The organism is Paenibacillus sp. FSL R10-2771, from assembly GCF_038000205.1.
In the GTDB taxonomy this organism is placed as follows: Bacteria; Bacillota; Bacilli; order Paenibacillales; family Paenibacillaceae; genus Paenibacillus_AQ; species Paenibacillus_AQ phytohabitans.
On sequence record NZ_JBBOBM010000001.1, the window covers coordinates 1617822 to 1640083 of the forward strand.

Sequence of the window (22262 nt, forward strand, 5' to 3'; positions counted from 1 at the left end):
TTGCAGGGCAAGCTCCGCTTAGGAAGCCTGCTCAAACTGGCTGTTATACAGCTCGGCGTAGAATCCGTTCTTCGCCAGCAATTCTGTATGGCTGCCGCTTTCCAGAATATCGCCGTCCTTCAGGACCAGAATCACATCGGCGTTCTTGATCGTGGACAGCCGGTGGGCGATGACGAAGGAGGTTCTGCCCTCCATCAGCTGATCCATCGCCTGCTGAATCAGCAGCTCAGTCCGGGTATCCACGGAGCTGGTAGCTTCGTCAAGAATGAGCATCGGTGCATCCTTCAGCATCGCGCGGGCAATGGTCAGCTGCTGCTTTTGTCCGGCGGACAGGTTGACCTTATCGTTCAGGACGGTATCATATCCGTCGCTAAGGCTCTGAATGAAGCGGTGCAGGCCAACCGCCTTGCAGGCTTCTACAAGCTTCTCGTCTGTGATATTCTGCTGATTGTAGATCAGGTTCTCCCTGATTGTGCCTTCAAACAGCCAGGTATCCTGCAGCACCATGCAGAACAAATCGTGGATGTTCTCCCTCGTCAGACTGCTGATCGGTGTGTCATCGATGTAGATTTCTCCGCCGGTCAGCTCGTTGAAGCGGATGAGCAGATTGACGAGCGTAGTTTTGCCTGCGCCGGTCGGGCCGACGATGGCCACCTTTTGCCCCGGCTTCACTTCTGTCGAGAAGTTTTTGATCACCAGGTTCCCGGAATTATCGTAAGCGAATTTCACCTGGTCAAAGCTTACTTTGCCTGCCGCTGTTGCCAGTGTGTTCTCTTTGCGGGTCTCGTCTTCCATTTCTGCTTCTTCGAGGAATTCAAACACGCGTCCGCCTGCGGCCGATGCCGATTGCAGGTTCTGCGCGGCCTGGGCGATCTGGGATAACGGCTGGGTGAAGTAACGTACATACATAATGAAGGCGACGATAACCCCGAAGGAGATAGTTCCATCCAAGGCCAGTACAGCGCCAACGACACAGACGGCGACGAAACCGAGATTACCGATAAAGCCCATCAGCGGCGGCATCAGTCCGGAGAGGAATTGCGCTTTGAAGGCGCTGTTCTTCAATCCCTGATTTAATTCCTGGAAGGTGGTGCGCATCTGCGCTTCACCGTTGTAGGCTTTTACAACGTTATGTCCGGTATAGACTTCCTCAACATGACCGTTGATTTTGCCCAAGAATTCCTGCTGGCTGGCAAAATACTTCTGCGATTTCTTCATAATAACCGCCATCAGGCCGAAGCCGATGATTGTCGCTACGATAGCGGTAAGGGTCATAATTACATTGGTCCGGAGCATCATGATGATCGAACCGATGAACATGGCTACGGCAGTTACGACTGTACCTATGCTCTGATTCATTGCCTGGCCGATGGTATCCACATCATTCGTTACCCGGGAGAGGATATCCCCTGTGGCCGACTTATTATAGTAGGAGATCGGAAGCCGGTTCATCTTATGAGCCAGATCGGTTCTTAATTTCTTGGAGACCTTCTGGGTAATATTCGACATGATCAGGCCCTGCGAGAGTGAGAGCACCGCGCTGATGGCGTAGATCACGACGAGGGTAATGCCGATGGCTGCAATGCCGTCCATATCGATCCCGCCTGCGAGACCGGCAGTGATTTTGTCCGTAATCTCGGAGAGCATATCCGGACCGAGCAGGGTGAGCACGGTTCCGGCCGCCGCGCAGATCAGCGCAATGACGATCACCGGAACGTATTTACGGCAGTAACGGAGCAGCTTGCTCCAGGTATTCTGTCCTTTAGCTTTGGTTTTCATCTTCATTAGGCGAGCTCCTCCTTGGTCAGCTGTGAGTAAGCAATTTCCTGATAGACGGCGCAGGTTTGCATTAATTCGTCATGCGTGCCCATACCGGCAATTTGCCCGGCTTCCAGCACGATGATTTTGTCGGCGTCTTTAATCGTGCCAATGCGCTGGGCAACGATCAGCATCGTGGACGCATGAGCGTCTTTCTTCAGCTCGCTGCGCAGCTTGCGGTCCGTCTTATAGTCAAGCGCCGAGAACGAATCATCGAAGATCAGAATTTCCGGGCGCCGGGCAATCGCTCTGGCAATCGACAGCCGCTGCTTCTGTCCGCCGGACAGATTGGAGCCGCCTTGGGCGATGTGGGCCTCATAGTTGCCCTCCAGCTTTTCCACAAATTCAGAGGATTGGGATGTGTACACCGCATCTACAATATCGGAGCTGAGCACCTGACCGGCACCATTCTCGCCAAAAGCGATATTCGAAGCCACCGTTCCGCCGAACAGTACCGCTTTCTGGGAGACATAGCCCATTTTATTACGCAGCACCTGCTGGTCGTATTCTTTGACATTGATGCCGTTCACGAGCACTTCGCCTTCGGTAGCATCATAGAAACGGGGAATGAGGTTAACGAGCGTACTCTTGCCGCAGCCTGTTGAGCCGATAAAAGCAACCGTCTCGCCCTGCTTCGCGGTAAAGCTGATGTTCTCCAGCACATAATCCTCTGCGTCCGGATATTTGAAGCTAACCCCTCTGAATTCAAGCTCATCCTCACGCTTCACAGGGAAATGAGTGACTGATCCGTTCTTCAGGCTAGGCACGGTTTCCAGCACTTCATTAATACGTTTGGCCGATACCTGGGCGCGGGGCAGCAGAATGAAGATCATGATCAGCATCATAAAAGCCATAACGACCTGCATCGCGTACGATGAGAAGACAATCATATCCGAGAACAAGCCCATCTTGGCGGTGCCGTCGGCTGCTTGAATAATTACAGCACCAATCCAATAGATGGAGAGGCTGAGTCCGCTCATAATCAGGGAAATACTCGGCATCAGCGTTGTCATTACATTGTTGGCAAACAAATTGGTGCTGGTTAGCTCGTTGTTGGCGGAGGCGAATTTCTCTTCCTGGTATTTCTCGGCATTGTAAGCCCGGATGACCCGCAGACCGTTCAGATTCTCTCTGGATACGCGGTTCAGATTGTCGGTTAACTGCTGCAGTTTCTTGAATTTAGGAAGAACGAGAGTGATGCAGACGGCGACAATCAGCACCAGCAGCCCAACAGAGGCCCCTGTCGCCAGCGTCCACTGCCAGCTTTTACCCGTAATCTTAAGAATAGCCCATACGGCAAGGATTGGCGCCTTGACCAGCAGCTGCAAGCCGATAACAATCAGCATCTGGACCTGGGTGATATCATTCGTGGAGCGGGTAATCAGGCTGGCGGTCGAGAAGTTGCTGATCTCCTCCATCGAGAAGGACTGCACCTTATCGAACAATTTGGCGCGTAATCTGGCTGACAGGTCGGCCGCGATTCTGGCGGCAATCCCTGCCACGACGATCGAGGTCGCCAGACTGCCCAGGGCACAGAGCAGCATCCAGGCTCCGGCCGTAATGATCTCACTCATTTCGCTTCCCGGGGTCTGGATCAGCCGGGTGATGTCACTCATGTAGCCGGGCAGCTCGAGATCCAGCCAGACCTGCGCGATAATGAACATGAGGCTGATGCCGAATAAGAACCATTCTTTGGGCTCCAGATTCTTCAGTAATTTCAACATAAGAATGACTCCTTTGCGTGTTTGTTGCTATGATCGTACCGGAGAATGATAAACTGAAAATTAACTTTTGCTGAAACAAGCTGAAAATACTATGAAAAAGAGGCCGTCCCAGGAGCGGCCATGAGACTTGCTATGATAAAGAGGCTTTCCCGGGAGCGGCGAGGAGACCGGCTATAACAAAGAGGCCGTCCCGGGAGCGGCCATGAGACCGGATATGACAAAGAGGCCGTCTCGGGAGCGGCCATGAGACTTGCTATGACAAAGAGACCATCCTAGGAGCCGCCATGAGGTGGCCGTTCAGCTTGGGATAGCCTCTAGTCTGGTAAGAGTCATCAAAATCCTGTACAAAATACAACAATTCCCTCGTCAAATCGGCCAAAATTCGAAATTGTTGTACAAAATACAACATTCCACTTCCATTTAAGCGTTGTAGCGGGATAATTGTTGTATTTCATACAACAATCCTTCTGAACACCTGTGGTTCTTGGGATCAAAGTTGCAATTTGTACAACAATTAGCAAGTTCGGCGATGCGATTTATACCTCACTGCTTCAAGAATTATAAAGGACATCTTCCGCCGAGACGGTTCCCCGGCATAGCTCTTCGAAGCTGCCGGCAATCCATGCTGCGTCGTCATAACCCAGGTTGCCGGAATGGGCGATGAGGATGGGATAGGCACCGTCTTCCCGGGCCGTGCGCATATCCCAGATATAGTGATGGCCGCTGCCGTCCATGGCAAAGGGAACCCCGCCCGGCATGTATTCAGGGAATTCGTATGCAAGCATCATGGAGCGTAACTGGTCCGTACCGAACAGCTGGACATACCGTTCACCGTTGCCGAATTCTCCGCCGTTGGAGTAACGCAGGAAATGCAGGTAGTCAGCAGGCAACGGCATGTCCGGAATGGTCCAGAGTGCCGGATCGAACGGCCGGTATACGGCATGAAGCGGATCGGTAACCGGAAAAGGATTCCGCTGCCGTCCGGTAATCTCCGCGATTTCCTCTTGCGTCAAAGGCTTGTGCCACTCCTCAGCGAAGCGTGTCAGCTCAGGCTGAGGCGCCCCCGGATGCTTCTGGTAACAAATCTCAAACAACGACTCTACATTCATCTTCTGGTAGCCCTCCTTAAGTCTTGTAGATTTAGTGTAACATGAACAAGAGCGGTGGGTTAATCAGGGCAATCACCTGGAGGCAGTTGAACATTGCACTGGTTATAGCTGCTTATGATAGAGAAATTCCGGGTAATGAACGGGAGATTAAGGGCTTGAATGGGCTAGTTATACATAAATTTGAATCCGGAGGGAACATAATGAGCGAAGAAGAAGTGGAAGCAACCGGTTGGGATGCCATTGAGGAACAGATGTCGGGTTTGTATGGACAACAGGAGCCGAAGCATTATGCTGCCTTGTTGCCTTACATGCTGGGGGGAAAGGACCCGCTGAACGGAATCAGTGCCTATAAGGCGGAGCTGCCTTATCCCCATTGGCACTTTGTAACCTTCGGATTCTCTGAGCTATATGACAAGGAATCAGAGGACCCGGAATACAGCGGCTACGGATTTGAGCTGACCTTCCGGCTGGCACGTACTGCCGGAGAAGAGGAGCCTCCGGCCTGGGCGATGAATCTGCTGCAGAATATGGCCAGATATGTCTTCAGCAGCGGTAATATTTTTGCTTCCGGGCATTACCTGGATGCGAACGGTCCTATCTGTCTGGGTGCAGACACGAGGCTGACCGCTCTGGCTTTTACCGGTGATCCGGAGCTTCCGGCTATGGATACCCCGAATGGACGGGTAGAGTTTCTGCAAATGGTGGGGATTACCGCCGATGAACTTGAAGCCATGATGTCTTGGAATACCAACGCATTCCTGCAGGCCAGCCAAGAAGTACTACCTGCATTTATCACCGATCTTGGACGGGATTCACTGCTGCGGCTTCCGGTAATAGAGGATGCAGTGCGGCAGGGGATTGAACGTGACGGGTCCCAGACAGGCATCCTGTATGTGGATCAATTGGACTTCGAGCCTGGCAGAAATCGTCTGCTCAGCAAAGCACCGGCCGTCCTGGCTATGGGGGCACAGCAGGCAGCGACGGTAGCCAGGCTGCTGCGCGGCCGTCTGCTGAAGGGCAGGAAGCTGACGCTCACCAGCCCTAAGCTGCAGGTTGTGCTGGAACCGGCACAAGAGACTGGCTGCAAGGAAGACGGCGGGAACATCCGCATCAGCCTAAGTGAAGCTGCTGTTCTGGAGCTGGAATCGAAGCTTAAGCCTAAGGAAAGCGAGTTCAAGCTGTCCACTGCCAAAGAACTGATGATACGGGTGAGAAAGACGTATATCAAAGACCAGGAGGGCAAGGTAGTGGATACCATCGGCTAATAGGGGGGCGGTCATGTGGACCGCCCTTTGTTGAGTAATCATCGAAGATAAGGCCCCACTTTGTGGGGATGTTTTATTTGGTGGACGGCAGCTTCTTTGAGGCAGGGAGCAGCAGGGTAAAGGTGGTTCCTTGCAGCGGAACACTATCACAGGTGACGGTTCCGCCGTGCAGCTCAGTGATTTTACGGACAATGGTAAGCCCCAGCCCATTACCGGCGGTGGAGTGGGAAGTATCCTGCTGATAGAACTTGTCGAACACCCTGGGAAGTGCAGCCGCACTGATCCCGGCACCGTTATCCCGGAAGCTGATTTCAATCATGTCTTCGGCCTGCCTCATCGAAACTTCAATTTCGCCATGCTCCGGAGTGAACTTAATGGCATTGTCTAGCAGATTCAGCCAGACCTGATTCAGCATCTCTTTATTTCCCGGCACCTCATAGTCCTGTACGTTGGCTGTGATGGATATATGCTTTTTCTCCATTTTGGGATGCAGAAGTAAGACACATTGGCGGATCTGTTCGCCAACGTTGAAGGGCTCGCGGCCCGTTAATATCGTCTGAGCCTCCACTTTGGACAGGCTCAGGACGTTGGAGGCGAGGGCGGCCAGACGGGTGGATTCCTCAATGACAATATCCAGATATTCATTCCGTTCTTCCTTGCTCAGCTCATCATCCTTGAGGATTTCGGCGAACCCTTTGATCGACACAATCGGGGTGCGGAACTCATGCGAGAAATTGTTGATGAAATCCGTGCGCAGAATCTCAATGCCGCCCAGCTCATCCGCCATCCGGTTGAAATTAGCGGAGAGAATCTTGAATTCTGGCGGATTATTGAGCCGCAGCCGGGTGGTGAAATCTCCTCCTGCCAGCTGGTTGGTGGCATCGATGAAGGTACGGATGGATTTCAGCATCCTCCGGCTGGCCAGACCCGAGGTGACGGTGCCGATCATGATGCAGGCAATTAATGTGATAAAGGTAAGGACTTTGAAATCCTGAATGATACGTTCATTGAGCACACCGAAGACCGTCAACAGATAGACCAATACACCGGTAATCAGCACGGTAATGAGGAAGATGATAAATACAGCAAGCGAGAAGTAGAGCGACAGGCCGATTTTACCCGTCAGCCTCTTGATCATGTTCATGTTCTCACCGCCTTATATCCGAGCCCGCGGACAGAGACCAGCTCGAACTCCGGATAGGCTTCAAATCGTTTGCGCAGGCGGTTGATATGCACATTCACTGTAGTATCCGTGCTTTCGCTGTCCATCCCCCAAATCTCGTCCATCAGCTGGATGCGGGTGAAGATGCGCTCCGGATAGGATAAAAGCTTATAGAGCAGATAGAATTCCTTCTGCGGAAGCGTCTGCTTGTCCTCGTCCCGGGTCACGGTTAATGTGTCATAGTCCAGATGAACCCTGCCGATCACCAGCTTACGGGCACTCGCAATCTGCGAGCGGCGGAGAAGGGCCTGGATTCTCAGCAGCATTTCTTCTGTATCCACAGGCTTGGTCATATAATCATCGGTTCCGAGCCGGAAGCCTTTTTTCTTATCCTCAGGTAGCTGTTTGGCTGTGGCCATTAGGATGGGAATTCGATTGTCCGCTTCCTTGAGCTCTTCGGCAAATTCATACCCGTCCATCTCCGGCATCATAATATCCAGAATAATCAGATCGATATGCTGGACTTCAAGAGCCTCCAGAGCTTCTCTTCCATTCTCAGCCGTTACCACGTCATAACCTTCCCGTTTCAGGACAGCGTTCATCAGCTTGCGTACATGCTTATCGTCTTCTACAACAAGGATCTTTATCATGGTTTCACTCCATAGGGTGTCGGATTTGACCGCGTTTCCCCATCATTCTAATGTAAAAAAAGGCTAAAGACAAAATCTTTAGCTTTTCTTTAGACTCGATTTAGTCTGAATTAAGAATGACGCACTATATTATAGGGAAAAGAACCGCCGGTTCAAATATGAAAACGGGAGTCACTCATGGCCAAACTGAATTTGTTTATCCGCATTTGTATTGCAGTGCTGCTGGTGCTGGGAATTATCTATGTAAGCTCACTGGTGGACTTTATTTTCACACCTATTATCTCGCTGTTCAGTGTTGTCATTGTGCCGTTAATGCTGGCCGTCTTCTTCTATTATCTGCTGCGTCCCTTGATTGATTACCTGGCCTCCCGCAGGCTGAACAGGACAGTTGCTATCTTGCTGGTCTATCTGGTTATCGCGGTGCTGCTGCTGGGATTCACGGTAGGCGTCTGGCCGTCGCTGCAGAATCAGCTGGTGAATCTGGCTAATAATATGCCTGGCGTATTCAATGCCGTGGGAGAGCAGCTGACGAAGCTGGAGGACAGCGATTTGTTGTCGAAGCTGATTCCTGCGGATATGAATCCGGCCAGCCAGCTGATGGATTATTTGAATAAAGGCTTTTCGCTATTGACGGTCTATGTGTCGGGGCTATTCTCCTTCGTCTCCAATTTCGCCATTGTACTCTTTACCTTTCCGATCCTGCTGTTCTACATGCTCAAGGAAGGCGGGAAGTTCGGCGACAAGCTCGTTAGCTTCTTTCCAAAACGTTATCATGAGGAAGGTGCGTCCGTTGTTGCTGAAATCGACGGGGTGATGAGCAGCTTCATCGTCGGCAGGGTGCTGGTCAATCTGGCGCTGGGCGTGCTGATGTATTTCGGTTTTCTGCTGATTGGGCTGCCGTATGCGCTGCTGCTGACACTGGTGGCTGTGCTGATGAACTTCATTCCATTTATCGGGGCGATTCTGTCCACGGTACCGATCTTCATCTTCGGTCTGATCGAGTCGCCGTCCACGGCCATCTGGTCGATTGTAGTTGTGCTGGTGGCGCAGCAGATTCAGGATAACCTGGTGGCGCCTTATATCTTCGGGAAAAGCATGGATATCCATCCGCTGACCACGATCATTCTGGTCCTGGCGGGCGGCGATTTCGGCGGAATTATCGGCATTCTGCTGATTATTCCCGTCTACATGATGCTGAAGATTATCACAGTCAAGCTATATCAGCTGTTTGTCCGGCAGCGCTGGGAAAAGGAACCGGAGGTGCCTGCGGAAGCGGGGGATTAAGCTGTGTGCGGGTAAGACCGGGAGGCCGTTTTTAGGCTTTCCGGTCTTTTTGGACTTGATGATGCTTAGTAACTGAGCCGGGATTGGCTCTGATGGTGAGAGATAGAGGGATAAATCCCACTAACGGCGCCGGAAATGGTCCGAATGGTGAAAATAGAGGGATAAATCCCACTAACAGGGCCGGGAATGGCCCAAATGGTGAAAATAGAGGGATAAATCCCACTAATAGCACCGGAAATGGCCCAAATGGTGAAAATAGAGGGATAAATCCCACTAACAGGGCCCTTACTGCGCGGCCTGTTTTCTGAACTCGCTGGGCGTTACCGATAGTGCCTGCTTGAAGATTTTACAGAAATACATAGAGGAATTGAAGCCACAGGCATTCCCGACCTCCAGAATGGACAGAGTGGAATTCACAAGCAGATTGCAGGCATGCTGGATCTTGATATTGTTCAGGTATTGGATCAGGGTGAGACCGGTCGCTTCTTTAAAGACATGGCATAAATAATATTTGGACATAAAAAACTCTTCGGCGATTTCTTCGATTTTGCTGATCCGGTTATAGTTCTGACTGATGTATAGCAGGATCGGGGCGAAGTTTGCGTAGGCCGCAGGCACATGCTCCACTCTGGGTGATCTTACATTCTCATTCAGGATATTCAGGATATCCGCTAAATAGATGAAAATCCGGTTAGAGGGATCATCAATGTTCTCCTTGTCGAGCAGCAGCAGCAGCTTCTTAATTCTCGGAAAAGTTTCTTTGCTGGTGGAGATGATTTCTTTGTCGAAGCAGCTCAGCAGCGACTGAATCGAACGGTCCGTGAAGTGCAGCCGCAGAAAGCGGTCGGTGAAATACAGGCAGGTCCTGGCGCAGGAGTGGTTGCCCCGGCTTTTGTGAAAGGAATTGGGCTTGAATAAGGCCACGTCATGCATCGTGATGTCATACAAGGCGTCATTGACCACGAAATGATGATAGCCGTCTTCAAGAAAATATAGCTCATAAGAGTTGTGATAGTGGAACGCCGGCATCTCGTAGTTGGAGTCATGTTTCTCGTATTCCATGGAGAATAACGGATGGGCTTGATATAAATCAGCTTTCATAATGACGCCTCCCTTATCTATAGCAATATAATACAACAAATCGTGAAATGAACAATATACTAAAAGATTATTGCTGTGATTTGCTGTATATTCGAGTCAATAAATATAGAGTTGATATAGGAGGCAAGCAACTTGTCGTACGAATTAGTTAAGAGAAACACCACAATCCAAATCTACATGTCCGAAACAGAGAATAGCGCGGTACATATAGCGGTTAACAATCTTATCCGTGATATTGCGGCGGTATGCGGCTGCAAGGCAGAGTTGTCACAAGAGATCGGTCAATGCAGTATTGTAATCGGGACGGCAGTTAACGAGGCGGTGGCTGAGAGCCTTGCAGGGAAGCGGTTATCGCTCGACAAGATTAAGGCTGAAGGCGCTTACCGTTGGGAGGCTTTTCTCCACGAGATAGTGGATGGGGTATTGTACATCATCGGTGCAGACAGAAGAGGAACGATTTTTGGAATATACGATTTATGTGAGCAACTCGGCGTTTCTCCGTGGTATTACTGGGCGGATGTTCCGGTTAAAGTTAAAGACACCTTCAGTCTCCCTGCGGATTACTCCAAGGCGGATTGGCCGTCTGTGAAATACAGAGGCATCTTTCTGAATGATGAAGAGGAGCTGAACGATTGGGCGAAGCTGCATACCGCTGACGATACGATTGGCCCTGAGGCATACGAGAAAATATTTGAGCTGCTGCTCCGCCTGAAAGGGAATTATATCTGGCCGGCGATGCATGTGAATTTCTTCAATGGCAACCTGCGGAATGGCGCTCTTGCTGAAGAGATGGGGGTTGTTGTCGGGACTTCCCACTGTGATATGCTGCTGCGCAGCAACCAGAACGAATGGACACCGTGGATCATGAGCAAAGGGTATACGGATGCCGTCTATGACTATTCTATTGAAGGAAGAAACCGCGAGATTCTACTGGAGTACTGGCAGGAAAGCGTGGAACAGAATAAGGATTACGAAGTCAGCTTTACGATGGGCATGCGCGGGATTCATGATTCCGGATTTCATACGAAGGCGATCGATGAAGATGATTCCTTAAGCGCGGAGGAGAAGACTGCGGCTAAGGTTCGCCTGCTCGGTGAGATTGTTAAAGATCAGCGGGAAATTCTGACGAAAGTACTCGGGGAAGCTAAAGGGGCGGAGGTGCTGCAGACTTTTGTCCCCTATAAAGAGGTGCTGGATCTGTACAATCTCGGTCTTGAAGTGCCGGAGGATGTCACACTGATCTGGGCGAATGACAATTTCGGGCATGTGCGCCGTTATCCGAATCAGACGGAACGGGGGCGCAGCGGCGGGCACGGGCTGTATTACCATTCATCCTACTGGGCGCACGGGGGAACAGCGATGAGCTATTTGTTTATCAATTCGATCCCCCTGGCCCACACCGGCAATGAACTGCGGAAGTCCTACGAATCGGGAATCCGTAATATATGGGTGCAGAATATCGGCGGACTCAAGCCGCTTGAGCAGGATATGGAATTCTTCATCCGCTACGGCTGGGAAGCAGGTAGAGAAACAGGAATCACCAGGAACACCCGGCAGTTCACCGAGCACTGGGTTAATATGAACTTCACCGGCAATCACGGTGCTGAAGCGGCTGAGTTATATGAAGTTTTTGCCCAGGTAACCAATGTGCGGAAGATTGAACATATGAATTCGGATGTTTTCACGCAAACGGTGCTGGGTGATGAGGCCGGACGGAGGCTGATGAAGCTTGAGGATATTTATAGACGGGGAAATGCCATTCTGGATAGCCTGCCGCCGGAGGAGCGTGCTGCATTCTTCCAATTGTTCCTGATGAAGATTCACGCATCCTACTATACCAACCATGAGTTCTATTATGCTGACCGGAGTAACCTCTCCTACGCGCGGGGGAATATGCAGGCAGCAGACCAGTACACGGAGCTATCCGGTAAAATGCTGGATTACAAGCGGACCATGCTGCATTTCTACAATTATAAGATGAGCGAAGGAAAATGGGAGGGCATCCTCACGCCTGAGAGCTTCCCGCCGCCGCCGACAGCGATGTTTCCGGCAAGAAAGCCTGCCCTGAGTATTTCCGGAAGCGGTGTAAAGGTGAATCTGTGGAATGATGATGAGGTGCTCTCATTCTCAGTTTATGGGATGACGCAGAAGTGGATCGAGCTTGGTAACCAGGGTGCAGGCAGCATTCCTTATTCTATCGAAGTCACTGAAGGTACGGACTGGATTACCCTCTCTGAGAGTGAAGGGACGATCCATACCGAGAAAAGGATTCTCGTATCGGTATTGAACCCTGCGGAGCATGCGGGTAAGCAGAGAGTTATTAATGTCCATGATCACAGGGACGGCAGTGTGATTCAGGTTAAGATTCAGGTTGAGGAAGCCGTAGAGCTACCCGAAGGAGCTGCCGCTTATATTGAAGCGGACGGGTATGTATCCATCCCGGCAGCGTGTTATGACCGGAATATTTTCCATGATGGTGTAGCAGGGGATGAAGCGAAGTTCGGCTGGATAACCGTGCCGGGCCTCGGAAGACATGAAGGGGATGCGGTAATGGCCTGGCATTCTGGGCTCCGTCCGCTGGATGGCCTGGACAAGGAGAATCCTCATCTGGAATATGATCTGTATTTGCAGCATAGCGGGAAGTTTGAGCTGGAAATATACCGTTTCCTCACACTGGATTCCACGGGGCAGATCCGCTTCGGCGTCGGCATGGATGAAGAAGTGCCTTTTATTGTAGAGAGTGAGACCCGTGACGAATGGCTCGGCAACTGGAAGGAAGCTGTGTTCGATAATGGCGAGAAAATCATGGTGGAGCTTCCGTTCCTCTCTGCCGGAGCCCATACCCTAAAAATTTATATGGTGGACCGTTATGTGACCCTTACCAAAGTTGTGCTCTATATGACCGAGCAGAGCGGAAGTAATCTGGGTCCAATTTACAGCAGACATGGCGAAACACTGGTTCCCGCGTATGGACTGGAGGGTCCAGATGTGCAGTGGGATGAACTGGAACGGTTGCGTAGCGGGTTATACTTAACCAGTATAGATGAGGTTCCGCCTCCCAATGTCTTGTATGCGGACCGGGAGTTCTTCCAGACGATGAACACTCAGATCTTTAATACGCTTGTGAATTCCCCGCAGACTGAGCTAGGTGAGCCGCGTTATGCTAATATCAGCGGAAATGACGGGAGTAAGGATTGGCTTCAGGAATTTGGTTCGGGTGTCTTCGTTGAACAGGACGGGGTTCTGGCGATTGAAGCGGAGTATGCCCTGGAGAATTCAGCGAATGCTTATCTTACAACGGCTGCGGACGGAAGTGGCCTGAGCTGGAGCCATCTGCAGGCGGAAACGAACGGACGGACCGGGCTGGCGATGCACGTTGCCATGCCGGGAATCCGCTGGGATCATCCGGAGCAGGCTCCGGCGATGCATTACCGGCTGAGCGTCAGCACACCGGGAGCTTATCAGGTATGGATGCTGCTCCGGCATTATAACGACAAGTCGGACTCCTGCTATCTGGCGCTGGATGGCGAGGTGCAGCCGATATCCGAACAGTTCGGCGGAGGTACGCTGCATACGTACAACACCGCGTATGTATATTACTGGTGTGCGATATCTGACCTTGCGCTCACCGCCGGTGAGCACGTGCTCTCCGTCTTGGCCAGAAAGTCGCAGCTGCGGATCGACCGGATCTACTTGACCACCGGTAACGAGCTGCCGCCAGTTGATGCGGAGTGGAAGGACTCGGAGCGAAGATAGCTACGGGGAATCGAGGAACTCAGGGAACTCGAGGGAATCAAGACAATCAAGGGAATCAAGGAATCAAGGAATCAAGGAATCAAGGGAATCAAGGGAATCAAGGGAATCAAGGGAATAAAAGCGGCAGCCGGGAATTGGAATTCCCGGGCTGCTGTTTTTTTGTTACGGATATAGAGGGATTCCTCTGAATCCACCGATAGCGGGCAAAGAAACTGAGGAAATGAGGGGCATAAGTGCCCCTGAATCCGCTGGAATTGGGCACTATGCGGAGGCAAACGAACCAAATGTATGTAAAAAACCGAATACAATGTGCAACTGCCAGGGTAAACGAACCGAATGTATGCGAAAAACCGAATACAATGTGCCACTGCGAGGGTAAACGAACCGAATGTATGCGAAAAACCGAATACATTATGCCGCTGCGAGGGGTAACGAACCAAATGTATGCGAAAAACCGAATACAATGTGCCACTGTGAGGGTAAACGAACCGAATGTATGCGAAAAACCGAATACATTATGCCGCTGCGAAGGGTAACGAACCAAATGTATGCGAAAAACCGAATACAATGTGCCACTGCGAGGACAAGCGACCCGAATGTATGCGAAAAACCGAATACAATGTGCCACTGCGAGGGGTAACAAACCGAATGTATGCGAAAAACCGAATACATTATGCCGCTGCGAAGGGTAACGAACCAAATGTATGCGAAAAACCGAATACAATATGCCACTGCGAGGTTAAACGACCCGAATGTATGTGGAAAACCGAGTACAATGTGCCGCTGCGAAGGGTAACGAACCCAATGTATTCGAAAAACCGAATACAATATGCCGCTGCGAAGGGTAACGAACCAAATGTATGCGAAAAACCGAATACAATGTGCCACTGCGAGGACAATCGACCCGAATGTATGCGAAAAACCGAATACAATATGCCGCTGCGAGGGGTAACGAACCCAATGTATTCGAAAAAACGAGTACAATGTGCCACTTTGAGAGCAAACGAAAAAGAGAAAAGAGAAAAGGGACAGTCCCAAGTGGCCATTGTATGGCTGATGGGACAGTCCCTTATATAAAATCCACATCTGTTTACTCCCGTTACTCCCGGTTCAGAAATGTCCGGGTCCGCTCCAGCTGCGGGTGGCCGAAGATCTCCTCCGGTGTGCCGGATTCGGCGATTTCGCCGTTATCCATGAAGAAGACGCGGTCGGCCACATCGCGGGCAAAATTCATCTCATGCGTGACGATAATCATCGTCATATGCTCCTCGGCAAGCTGGCGGATGACCCGCAGTACCTCGCCGGTGAGCTCGGGATCGAGCGCCGAGGTCGGCTCGTCGAACAGGAGAATGTCCGGACTGAGCATCATCGCTCTGGCGATTGCGACCCGCTGCTTCTGCCCGCCGGACAGCATGGAGGGATACACGTCTGCTTTATCGGCAAGACCTACTTTGGAGAGCAGCGCCTCGCTTTTGGCCGTAATATCCTGAATACTCTCCCGCTTCAGCGTTCTTGGGGCAAGCTCCAGATTCCCCCTTACGGTGAGATGCGGAAACAGATTAAAGTGCTGGAACACCATGCCCATGGTTGAGGTGATTTCCCTAATCTCCGCACCGCTGGCATATTTGCCTTTGTCCACGAGCGCCCGGCCGCAGATCAGGATACTTCCGCCGGTAACCTCTTCCAGATGCACAAGACTGCGCAGCATGGTGCTTTTGCCGGAACCGGAAGGTCCAATCACCGCAACGACTTCTCCGGGGTTAACGTCAAAGGTAATCTGTTTCAGCACATCGAGGCTGCCGAAGGATTTCTGCAATTGCGATACTTCAATCATACTACTCATAGCGAAACAGCCCTTCTACTCAAATTTGAAACGTTTCTCCAGTGTCTTGAAGAATAGCGTAAGCACCAGTGTCATCAGCAAATAAATTACGCCCGCTACGACAAAAGGGGTGACCGTGAAATCACGGTTTACCGCCGTTTTGGCGAAATTGAGCAGCTCAGGTACGGCTACGGCATACAGCAAGGCAGTGTCCTTGACCAGGGTTATGGACTCATTGGCTACCGCAGGCAGCGCCACCCGGAACATCTGGGCGAGAATTACCTTGCGCAGGGTCTGCCATTTGCTAAGCCCGAGTACCTTGGCGGCCTCATGCTGGCCTTTATCGATGGAGAGCATTCCCCCGCGGAAGATCTCAGCGAAATAAGCGCCATAATTCAGAATGAATCCAAGGCTGGCCGCGACGAAACGGTCCATGACCAGATATTGCCCAATCACGGGAATCTGCGGCAGGCCGAAGCAGAAGAACAACAGCTGCAAGAGCAGCGGAGTGCCGCGCATCACATAAATATAAGTATGTGCGATCCAGGCCAGCGGCTTGACGGAACTTTTGGCCATTAGTGTGACCACCATCCCGAGCGGAATGGACAATACGATCACGATCAGGAACAGCAATACCGTTGTCCGTGCCCCCTCCAGCATCGGTCCGGAAATTTTAATAATATAGTCAATATTCATGTCTTCACCCGACTCCTAAAGGAAACCATCTAGTTAAGTACTTTGTTCTCTCCGAACCATTTCGTGGAAATCTCGGCCGCCGTTCCGTCACTGCTCAGCGCATCCAATGCCTTCTGCAGCTCCGTCAGCAGGTCCTCATTGCCCTTCTTAATCCCGATACCATATTGCTCTGGGGCCAGCGATTCATCCATCAGCTTGTAAGTCTCCGGCTCCTTGGATATGTAGTATCTGGCCACCACTTCATCAATGACTACTCCATCCAGACGTCCCGACTTCAGGTCTGTCAGGGCAAGCACATTATCGGTGAATTCGGAGACACCTTTAAGCTCCGCCTTAATCGGATTAGCATCCAGGGCATCGGCAGCAGAGGAGAGGCTTTGCAGTCCGACCTCTTTGCCGGCCAGATCCTTAAGCGTAGACAGCGCTGAATCCGCAAGCACGACTACAACCTGGCTATTCTCCAGATAAGGTTTGGTGAATAACACTTTATCCTTGCGCTCGTCCGTGATGGTGTAGCCGTTCCAGATCATATCAATGCGTCCGCTATTCAGCTCAGATTCCTTGGCAGACCAGTCAATCGGCAGAAAGGTAACCTCTTTGCCCATTTTCTCAGCAGCCGCTTTCGCATAGTCAATATCGAACCCGACAATTTCATTGTTATCATCCCGGAAGCCCATCGGGGCAAACTTATCATCTATACCGATCACCAGCTTACCGTCATTGCCTCCAGAACTGGAGCAGCCGGCTATTATAGCAATCGCCATAATTACCAATAAACCCAATATCCCTTGTCTCTTCATCTCTCTATTCCCCCTAGTAGATTACACGCAGCAGCCTGTGCTTTAGTTCGTTAATACGTTATCAGTTTATCATAATAACATATCATGTGAGTTACTGTCGATAGAGTAGGGGAACACAATTGTGTCGAAAATAAATCAAAGCATGCCGCTCAGCAGACTCTTACTTTATTTATTTTTTCCATTTTATCTCAATTCGTAATCTGATACGATTCCTGTAACAGGTACACAGGTGGCCTGAAATAAGGAGGAATGTCATAAGTGATAGAATTGAAGAATGAGCAATACGGCAAGGCAAAGGAACTGGTAACCAGTCACAATGAGCTGTCAGTGTTCACGGTTCTGGAAGGGCTGATGGAGGGCGAGGTTCATGTGGATTCGGCAGAACATCCGCAAGTCCTGATGATCGAGTCCAGTGAGACTACTTTGCTGGCTGGACGTGCAGATAACGATGCTTTTAACCAGGCGCTCACAGAATCACTGGGGTTCTGGGAACAGGTCACACCGGATAATGAAGAGTGGAGATTGAAGATACCAGAGGTTCATCCCAACAAATACATACGGGAGTATACAAGACACCGGTACATTGTAACCCGTGAGACGTTCACGCCAATCGAACTATCGCTGCCTGAGGGGTATGTGCCGGAGAAGATAGATTTGCCGGAGCTGCGGAAGAAGAGCTATAAGAATGCTGATAAAATTTACAAGTGGGCTGCGGAGTGGGGGAGCGATGAACATTTCGCTATTGCCGGCTGCGGCTGCTATATCCGTCATCTGGACAAGATTGTCAGCTGGTCGTTAAGCGACTGCTATAACGGAGGCCAAGTGGCTATTGGCATTCTAACAGCCCGCAGCTACCGCAAAATGGGCCTGGCCAAGCAGGTCGTTTCGGCAGTTGTCCAGCAATGCTGGGACAAAGGATATGGCAGTGTAGAGTGGCTGTGTGTATCCACCAACCGCGGCTCCCGGGCCGTAGCGGAACGGGTAGGCTTCATGCAGGCGGATACCTATCCCTCTTTCACCTCCTATGCTCCAATTGAGAATTTTGCGGATCTTAATGATGACGGCTGGTATGAGTGGGGGGCTTATCTGCAGCAGGCTTCACAGAAAGAGCCCCGGCTGTATCTGGAATGCCTGCACTGTTATGTCAAGGCAAATGCCGTGGAGAAGGCACAAGAAATCGTGCAGGAAATGACTAAGGCAGAGATTGAATGCGATCTGGAGGAATTGAACGGAGCCATTGCGTACTACCGGAGCGAAGGATTATGTTCGGCCTTCAAGGCTCCGGAGTGGACAATATGATCAACAGTCTGGTGTACTTCTTCCGGTTATCCCAATTCGGTCTGTGAATAATTCAGCTTATATTCCTTGGGGCTCATCCCCGTGTATTTGGAGAACACATGAGTGAAATAGGCAGGTGTCTCAATGCCGACGGCTTCCGCGACTTCGAATACTTTACTTGCCGGGTTCCGGAGCAGCTTCTTGGCCATGTCAATCCGGTACTTGTTGATCACATCGATAATGGACTCACCAGTGACCTTCTTGTACAGGCGGCTGAGGTAGCTGCTGTTGATATGGATATGGTCGGCAATAATCTGCAGGCTCAGGTTCTGATTGTAGTGCTCTCGTATATATTTCTGGCATTCAATTACGATGTAATTAGGCTGTCTGTCACTCCGCGCCACGGCCCTTGAGCAGCTTAGAATCAGGCGCTCCAGAATATCTGCCAGCAATTGGATGCTTTTGCTCTCCTGAATCTGTTTATACACGGCGGATTGGCTCTCCTCCATCTCCGGTGCGAAGGGCTGGCTTGTGCTCAGCAAGCGGAAGCAATAGGAGCTGATCAGCAGACAGGCTACCTTCACATTCTCAATCGGCTCTTTAATGCTTTTGTAGTTCTCCAGCAGCTGGTCCAGCTGACGGATGGCAGACTCGCTGTCTCCCTGCTGCAGATGTCCGGCAATCTGCTCGGCGGCATGATGGGGAGGGGCTGCAGGCGTAAGGGCCTGGTTCGCATGAGGGATATATACAGCCACATAATTATCATTATAAAAGCTGCCCTGCAGCGCCTCTCTCGCTTCAAGATAGGCCGTTGACAGCGTTGATATATCCCGGTGCCGCAGGCTGATGCCGATATTGACATGATATTGCCTGAAGTTCTCCGCCATGGCGAGGATTTCATTGCTGATCGTGAGCAGGGCCTGGGTGGAGACCGCGGTATTGCCGCCGGTCATGGAGACAAGCGCCAGCAGGGTGTTTTTCTCCATGGCCATAATATAAGAGGGATGCTCCCCGAAGGCCAGGGCAAGGAAGTGGCGGATGGAGGCCAGGAAGCGGTAATGGTCATTCGCCGGGCTCCCGGCAGAGCCGTGGGGTCCGGGTATATCTTTTACCTCCATATAGATGGCGAAATAGTCCTCCAGCTGCAGCCCCAGCTCGCTTGAGCGGCTGTACAGACCGGCTTCATCGCTAATCAGGCCATAGACGGCTTCCCGGAGGAATTTTTCGCTGATTTCGGACAGATTATCGTTGATTTTGCTCTCCAGCTGCCGGACCTTCTGCTTCTGCTCCCGTTCTTTTTCCAGCAGCAGCGTGGCTTTTTCAATCGCCCGGGGAATCTGTTCTGTGGGATTGGTCTTGACTACAAAATCGACAACTTCATATTGAATGGCCGTTTGGGCATAAGAGAAGTCCGCGAAGGCCGTAAGTATAATAACCTTCGTCTGCGGAAAGTGCTGGTGCAGATAATCCGACAAGGCAAGGCCATCCATTCCCGGCATGCGGATATCCGTGACAACGATATCGACATCGTAGTAGCCCAGCAGCTCGACCGCCTCCAGCCCGTTCGACGCCTCACAAACAACCTCGCACTCAAGAATACTCCAATCGATGAAGCACTGCAGCCCTTTTTTGATCACAGGCTCATCGTCTACAATCATAACCTTATACATGTGTTAGTTCCCCCTGATCTGCCGGTATATGTAGAGTGACTCTCGCGCCTGCCCCAGGCTCGCTCTCGACCTCAATGCCATAAGGCTCGCCGTAGAGCAGCTTAACCCGTTTATGCGTGTTGATCAGGCCGATATTGTTGTGGCCCTGCTTGCGCATCGTGTCGCTCTCGAAATGATTCCAATTCTTGGGCACATGCTCAAACCCGCTGCCGTTATCGGTGATCTCGAAATAGACCGAATCATTATCGCGGTAAATGCGGATGTTGATGTTTCCTTTGCCGAGCTTCCGCTCCACCCCGTGCACCACAGCATTCTCGACCAGCGGTTCGACACTGAGCTTGGGCAGCAGCAGATTCAGTATGGCCTCATCCTCGATCTGGATCGTGTACTCCATTTTGTCCTCGAACCTTTCCTTCTGCAGATAAAGATAGAATCTGATGAAATCGAGCTCCTGCCGGATCGGGATTTTGGCCAGGCTGTTGGAATAGATGCTTGCCTGCAGCAGCTCAGTGAGGGATGTTACCATTTTGTAAACGGTCTCATCTTTGGACAGCTTTGCCTTATAACCGATGGTAATCAGCGTATTGAACAGAAAATGCGGATTCATCTGAGCCTGCAGAAATTTGAACTCTGACTCTTTGACCAGCAGATGCTTCTCATAGACTTCCTTGATCAGATAATTGATTTCGTCAGTCATGTTGTTGAAGGTAGAGCTGAGCTGGTTGAGCTCTGCATCCTTGAAAGCGGGCATTCTGGTGTTGTAATCCCCTTTCTTGACCTTACGGATACTCCGCAGCAGATCGCGGATAATCCGGGTGAAGCGGAGCGACAGCAGGACACCTGCTGCAAGCGAGACGAACGCAATCAGTGCGATAAACCAGATATAATTGTGCATGCTTCCCGATAATTTGGCGAGTACCTGCTTCCTCGGAATGCCGGCAATGAAGGTAAGCCCGGTAGTACCGATGCTGCGGGAAGCGGCCAGATAAGTCTCCTGATTAAGCTTGACCTCACTTACTTCCGTATGATCCCTCAGCGCGAGCACATCGGGAGGAACAGTTGAACCTAATTCCTGCTTACCCGCACTAGAATAGATGACTCCCTGGTTATCAATAATGTAGGCTATGGCACCCGGGTATTCGAGCAGTCCGGCATATTCCTCTGCTAAATCAGCTTCATTCGTGCCGAAGATCAGCACCAGGCGCTGCTCGGGAAGATTAATATTGGACATCACCCGGGTGAAATAGAGCGTGGGATCGCCGGGACTTGGCGTCAGGATTTCTTTGCCGCGGACCATTCTCCCGTTAACCGACTGATAGACTGCGAGATTGTTCCGGTTAATCTGCTCAATGTTAGGCGGGGACTTCAGAACGGATACATAGTTGTCGTTATCAAAAAATACATAGGCCGTTGACAGCAGGCTGATATTCCAAGCATTGTTGAACATAAGGCTGTACTTCAAATCTTCTTCCATTTCGCTTTTATTGACGAATTTCTTGTAGAAGTCATCACTCAGCGACATATCGTCGATTAACCAGTTTCTTAACATTTTAGTAGAGAGGAAATGCAGGGAGGTATTATCGATAATTTGAAAGGACTTCTCGATATTGTCGTTGGTCTGGCGGATCAGCAGGGACAGATTATCATTGGCATTCCTCGTTAGAATCTGGGAGATGCTCCAATAGAAGTAGCAGCCGGCGAATGTCATCGGAAGCAGAATTAGCAGGAAGATAATAATGACCATTTTATTTCGTACCGGAATTAGGGAGAAACGTCCGAGTAGGGGACGAAGGCTGATCCGCTTCAGGATATGCTGATTGGACATGTTGGTTGCTCCTTGCTGATGAGTCTGTAGTACAGCCATTATATATTCATTTCTTGGCAGCGAATAGCAGAGCCGGGTGAAATCGGGCCGTTTCCGGCCAGATGGTAAAGAAAACGATACAGAGTTAAAGAAATCTGAAAACCCTTACACCCGCCCCGCTGCCAAATCACATTTGCTCAAGATATTATAAAAGATCATGCGGAAAAACGAATTCATAACTTTTTTTCTATGTTCTACAATGAGAGCTGTAAACAACTGTAATTGGCTGCAGGGTGATACCCTGGCTTAAGCCATCATTCTAA

General features: G+C 50.8%; 15 protein-coding genes. 4 read left to right on the forward strand and 11 right to left on the reverse strand.

Annotated features, from left to right (window positions below; all coding sequences use genetic code 11):
- Window positions 1-18 precede the first annotated feature (18 nt).
- The 3 genes from NSU14_RS06810 to NSU14_RS06820 all read right to left on the reverse strand — a co-directional run bounded on the left by NSU14_RS06810 (window position 19) and on the right by NSU14_RS06820 (window position 4651).
- Entirely contained in the window at window positions 19-1785 is a 1767-nt protein-coding gene (locus NSU14_RS06810) for an ABC transporter ATP-binding protein (RefSeq protein ID WP_218639449.1), read from the reverse strand.
- Entirely contained in the window at window positions 1785-3542 is a 1758-nt protein-coding gene (locus NSU14_RS06815; protein ID WP_042138979.1) for an ABC transporter ATP-binding protein, read from the reverse strand. The genes NSU14_RS06810 and NSU14_RS06815 overlap by 1 nt, the downstream gene beginning before the upstream one ends.
- Before the next feature lie 551 nt (window positions 3543-4093).
- Window positions 4094-4651, reverse strand: a complete 558-nt coding sequence (locus tag NSU14_RS06820; RefSeq protein ID WP_042138977.1) for an SMI1/KNR4 family protein — start codon at window positions 4649-4651, stop codon at window positions 4094-4096.
- Between the two features lie 200 nt (window positions 4652-4851).
- Here NSU14_RS06820 and NSU14_RS06825 point away from each other — a divergent pair, with 200 nt between their 5' ends.
- Window positions 4852-5916 carry a suppressor of fused domain protein gene (locus tag NSU14_RS06825; RefSeq protein WP_042238254.1) on the forward strand — a complete coding sequence of 355 codons (1065 nt, stop codon included), beginning with the start codon at window positions 4852-4854 and terminating at the stop codon, window positions 5914-5916.
- A gap of 73 nt (window positions 5917-5989) precedes the next feature.
- Here the strand turns inward: NSU14_RS06825 and NSU14_RS06830 are convergent, their stop codons facing one another.
- Window positions 5990-7060, reverse strand: a complete 1071-nt coding sequence (locus NSU14_RS06830) for a sensor histidine kinase (protein ID WP_197072965.1) — start codon at window positions 7058-7060, stop codon at window positions 5990-5992.
- Window positions 7057-7728, reverse strand: a complete 672-nt coding sequence (locus NSU14_RS06835) for a response regulator transcription factor (RefSeq protein ID WP_340943707.1) — start codon at window positions 7726-7728, stop codon at window positions 7057-7059. Before NSU14_RS06835 ends, NSU14_RS06830 begins: the two co-directional genes overlap by 4 nt.
- A gap of 177 nt (window positions 7729-7905) precedes the next feature.
- On the opposite strand from NSU14_RS06835, the gene NSU14_RS06840 reads away from it, so the two are divergent.
- Complete coding sequence (locus NSU14_RS06840) at window positions 7906-9012, forward strand: AI-2E family transporter (protein WP_042138974.1); 1107 nt, start codon at window positions 7906-7908, stop codon at window positions 9010-9012.
- 285 nt (window positions 9013-9297) lie between these two features.
- Here the strand turns inward: NSU14_RS06840 and NSU14_RS06845 are convergent, their stop codons facing one another.
- Complete coding sequence (locus NSU14_RS06845) at window positions 9298-10113, reverse strand: helix-turn-helix transcriptional regulator (RefSeq protein ID WP_340943710.1); 816 nt, start codon at window positions 10111-10113, stop codon at window positions 9298-9300.
- A gap of 132 nt (window positions 10114-10245) precedes the next feature.
- On the opposite strand from NSU14_RS06845, the gene NSU14_RS06850 reads away from it, so the two are divergent.
- The gene (locus NSU14_RS06850; RefSeq protein WP_340943712.1) at window positions 10246-13869 is read left to right on the forward strand and encodes a glycosyl hydrolase 115 family protein; all 3624 of its coding nucleotides are present in this window, start codon (window positions 10246-10248) and stop codon (window positions 13867-13869) included.
- A gap of 1099 nt (window positions 13870-14968) precedes the next feature.
- Here the strand turns inward: NSU14_RS06850 and NSU14_RS06855 are convergent.
- From NSU14_RS06855 to NSU14_RS06865, 3 genes are read right to left on the reverse strand one after another with little or no spacing between them, the layout of a single operon-like run.
- Entirely contained in the window at window positions 14969-15712 is a 744-nt protein-coding gene (locus tag NSU14_RS06855) for an amino acid ABC transporter ATP-binding protein (RefSeq protein WP_340943715.1), read from the reverse strand.
- A 15-nt stretch (window positions 15713-15727) separates the two neighbouring features.
- The gene (locus NSU14_RS06860) at window positions 15728-16387 is read right to left on the reverse strand and encodes an amino acid ABC transporter permease (RefSeq protein ID WP_042138968.1); all 660 of its coding nucleotides are present in this window, start codon (window positions 16385-16387) and stop codon (window positions 15728-15730) included.
- Between the two features lie 29 nt (window positions 16388-16416).
- Window positions 16417-17151 (reverse strand): amino acid ABC transporter substrate-binding protein, encoded by a 735-nt coding sequence (locus NSU14_RS06865; protein WP_371916279.1) that lies wholly within the window; start codon window positions 17149-17151, stop codon window positions 16417-16419.
- 294 nt (window positions 17152-17445) lie between these two features.
- Between NSU14_RS06865 and NSU14_RS06870 the strand changes: the two genes are divergently transcribed.
- Window positions 17446-18486: a GNAT family N-acetyltransferase gene (locus tag NSU14_RS06870; RefSeq protein WP_340943717.1), complete on the forward strand. Its 1041-nt coding sequence runs from the start codon at window positions 17446-17448 to the stop codon at window positions 18484-18486.
- Between the two features lie 26 nt (window positions 18487-18512).
- On the opposite strand, the gene NSU14_RS06875 is transcribed toward NSU14_RS06870, so the two are convergent.
- Both NSU14_RS06875 and NSU14_RS06880 read right to left on the reverse strand, forming a co-directional pair.
- Window positions 18513-20135, reverse strand: coding sequence for a response regulator (locus NSU14_RS06875; RefSeq protein ID WP_340943720.1), 1623 nt, complete (start codon window positions 20133-20135; stop codon window positions 18513-18515).
- Window positions 20128-21960, reverse strand: a complete 1833-nt coding sequence (locus NSU14_RS06880; RefSeq protein ID WP_340943722.1) for a cache domain-containing sensor histidine kinase — start codon at window positions 21958-21960, stop codon at window positions 20128-20130. Before NSU14_RS06880 ends, NSU14_RS06875 begins: the two co-directional genes overlap by 8 nt.
- Between the last annotated feature and the right edge of the window lie 302 nt (window positions 21961-22262).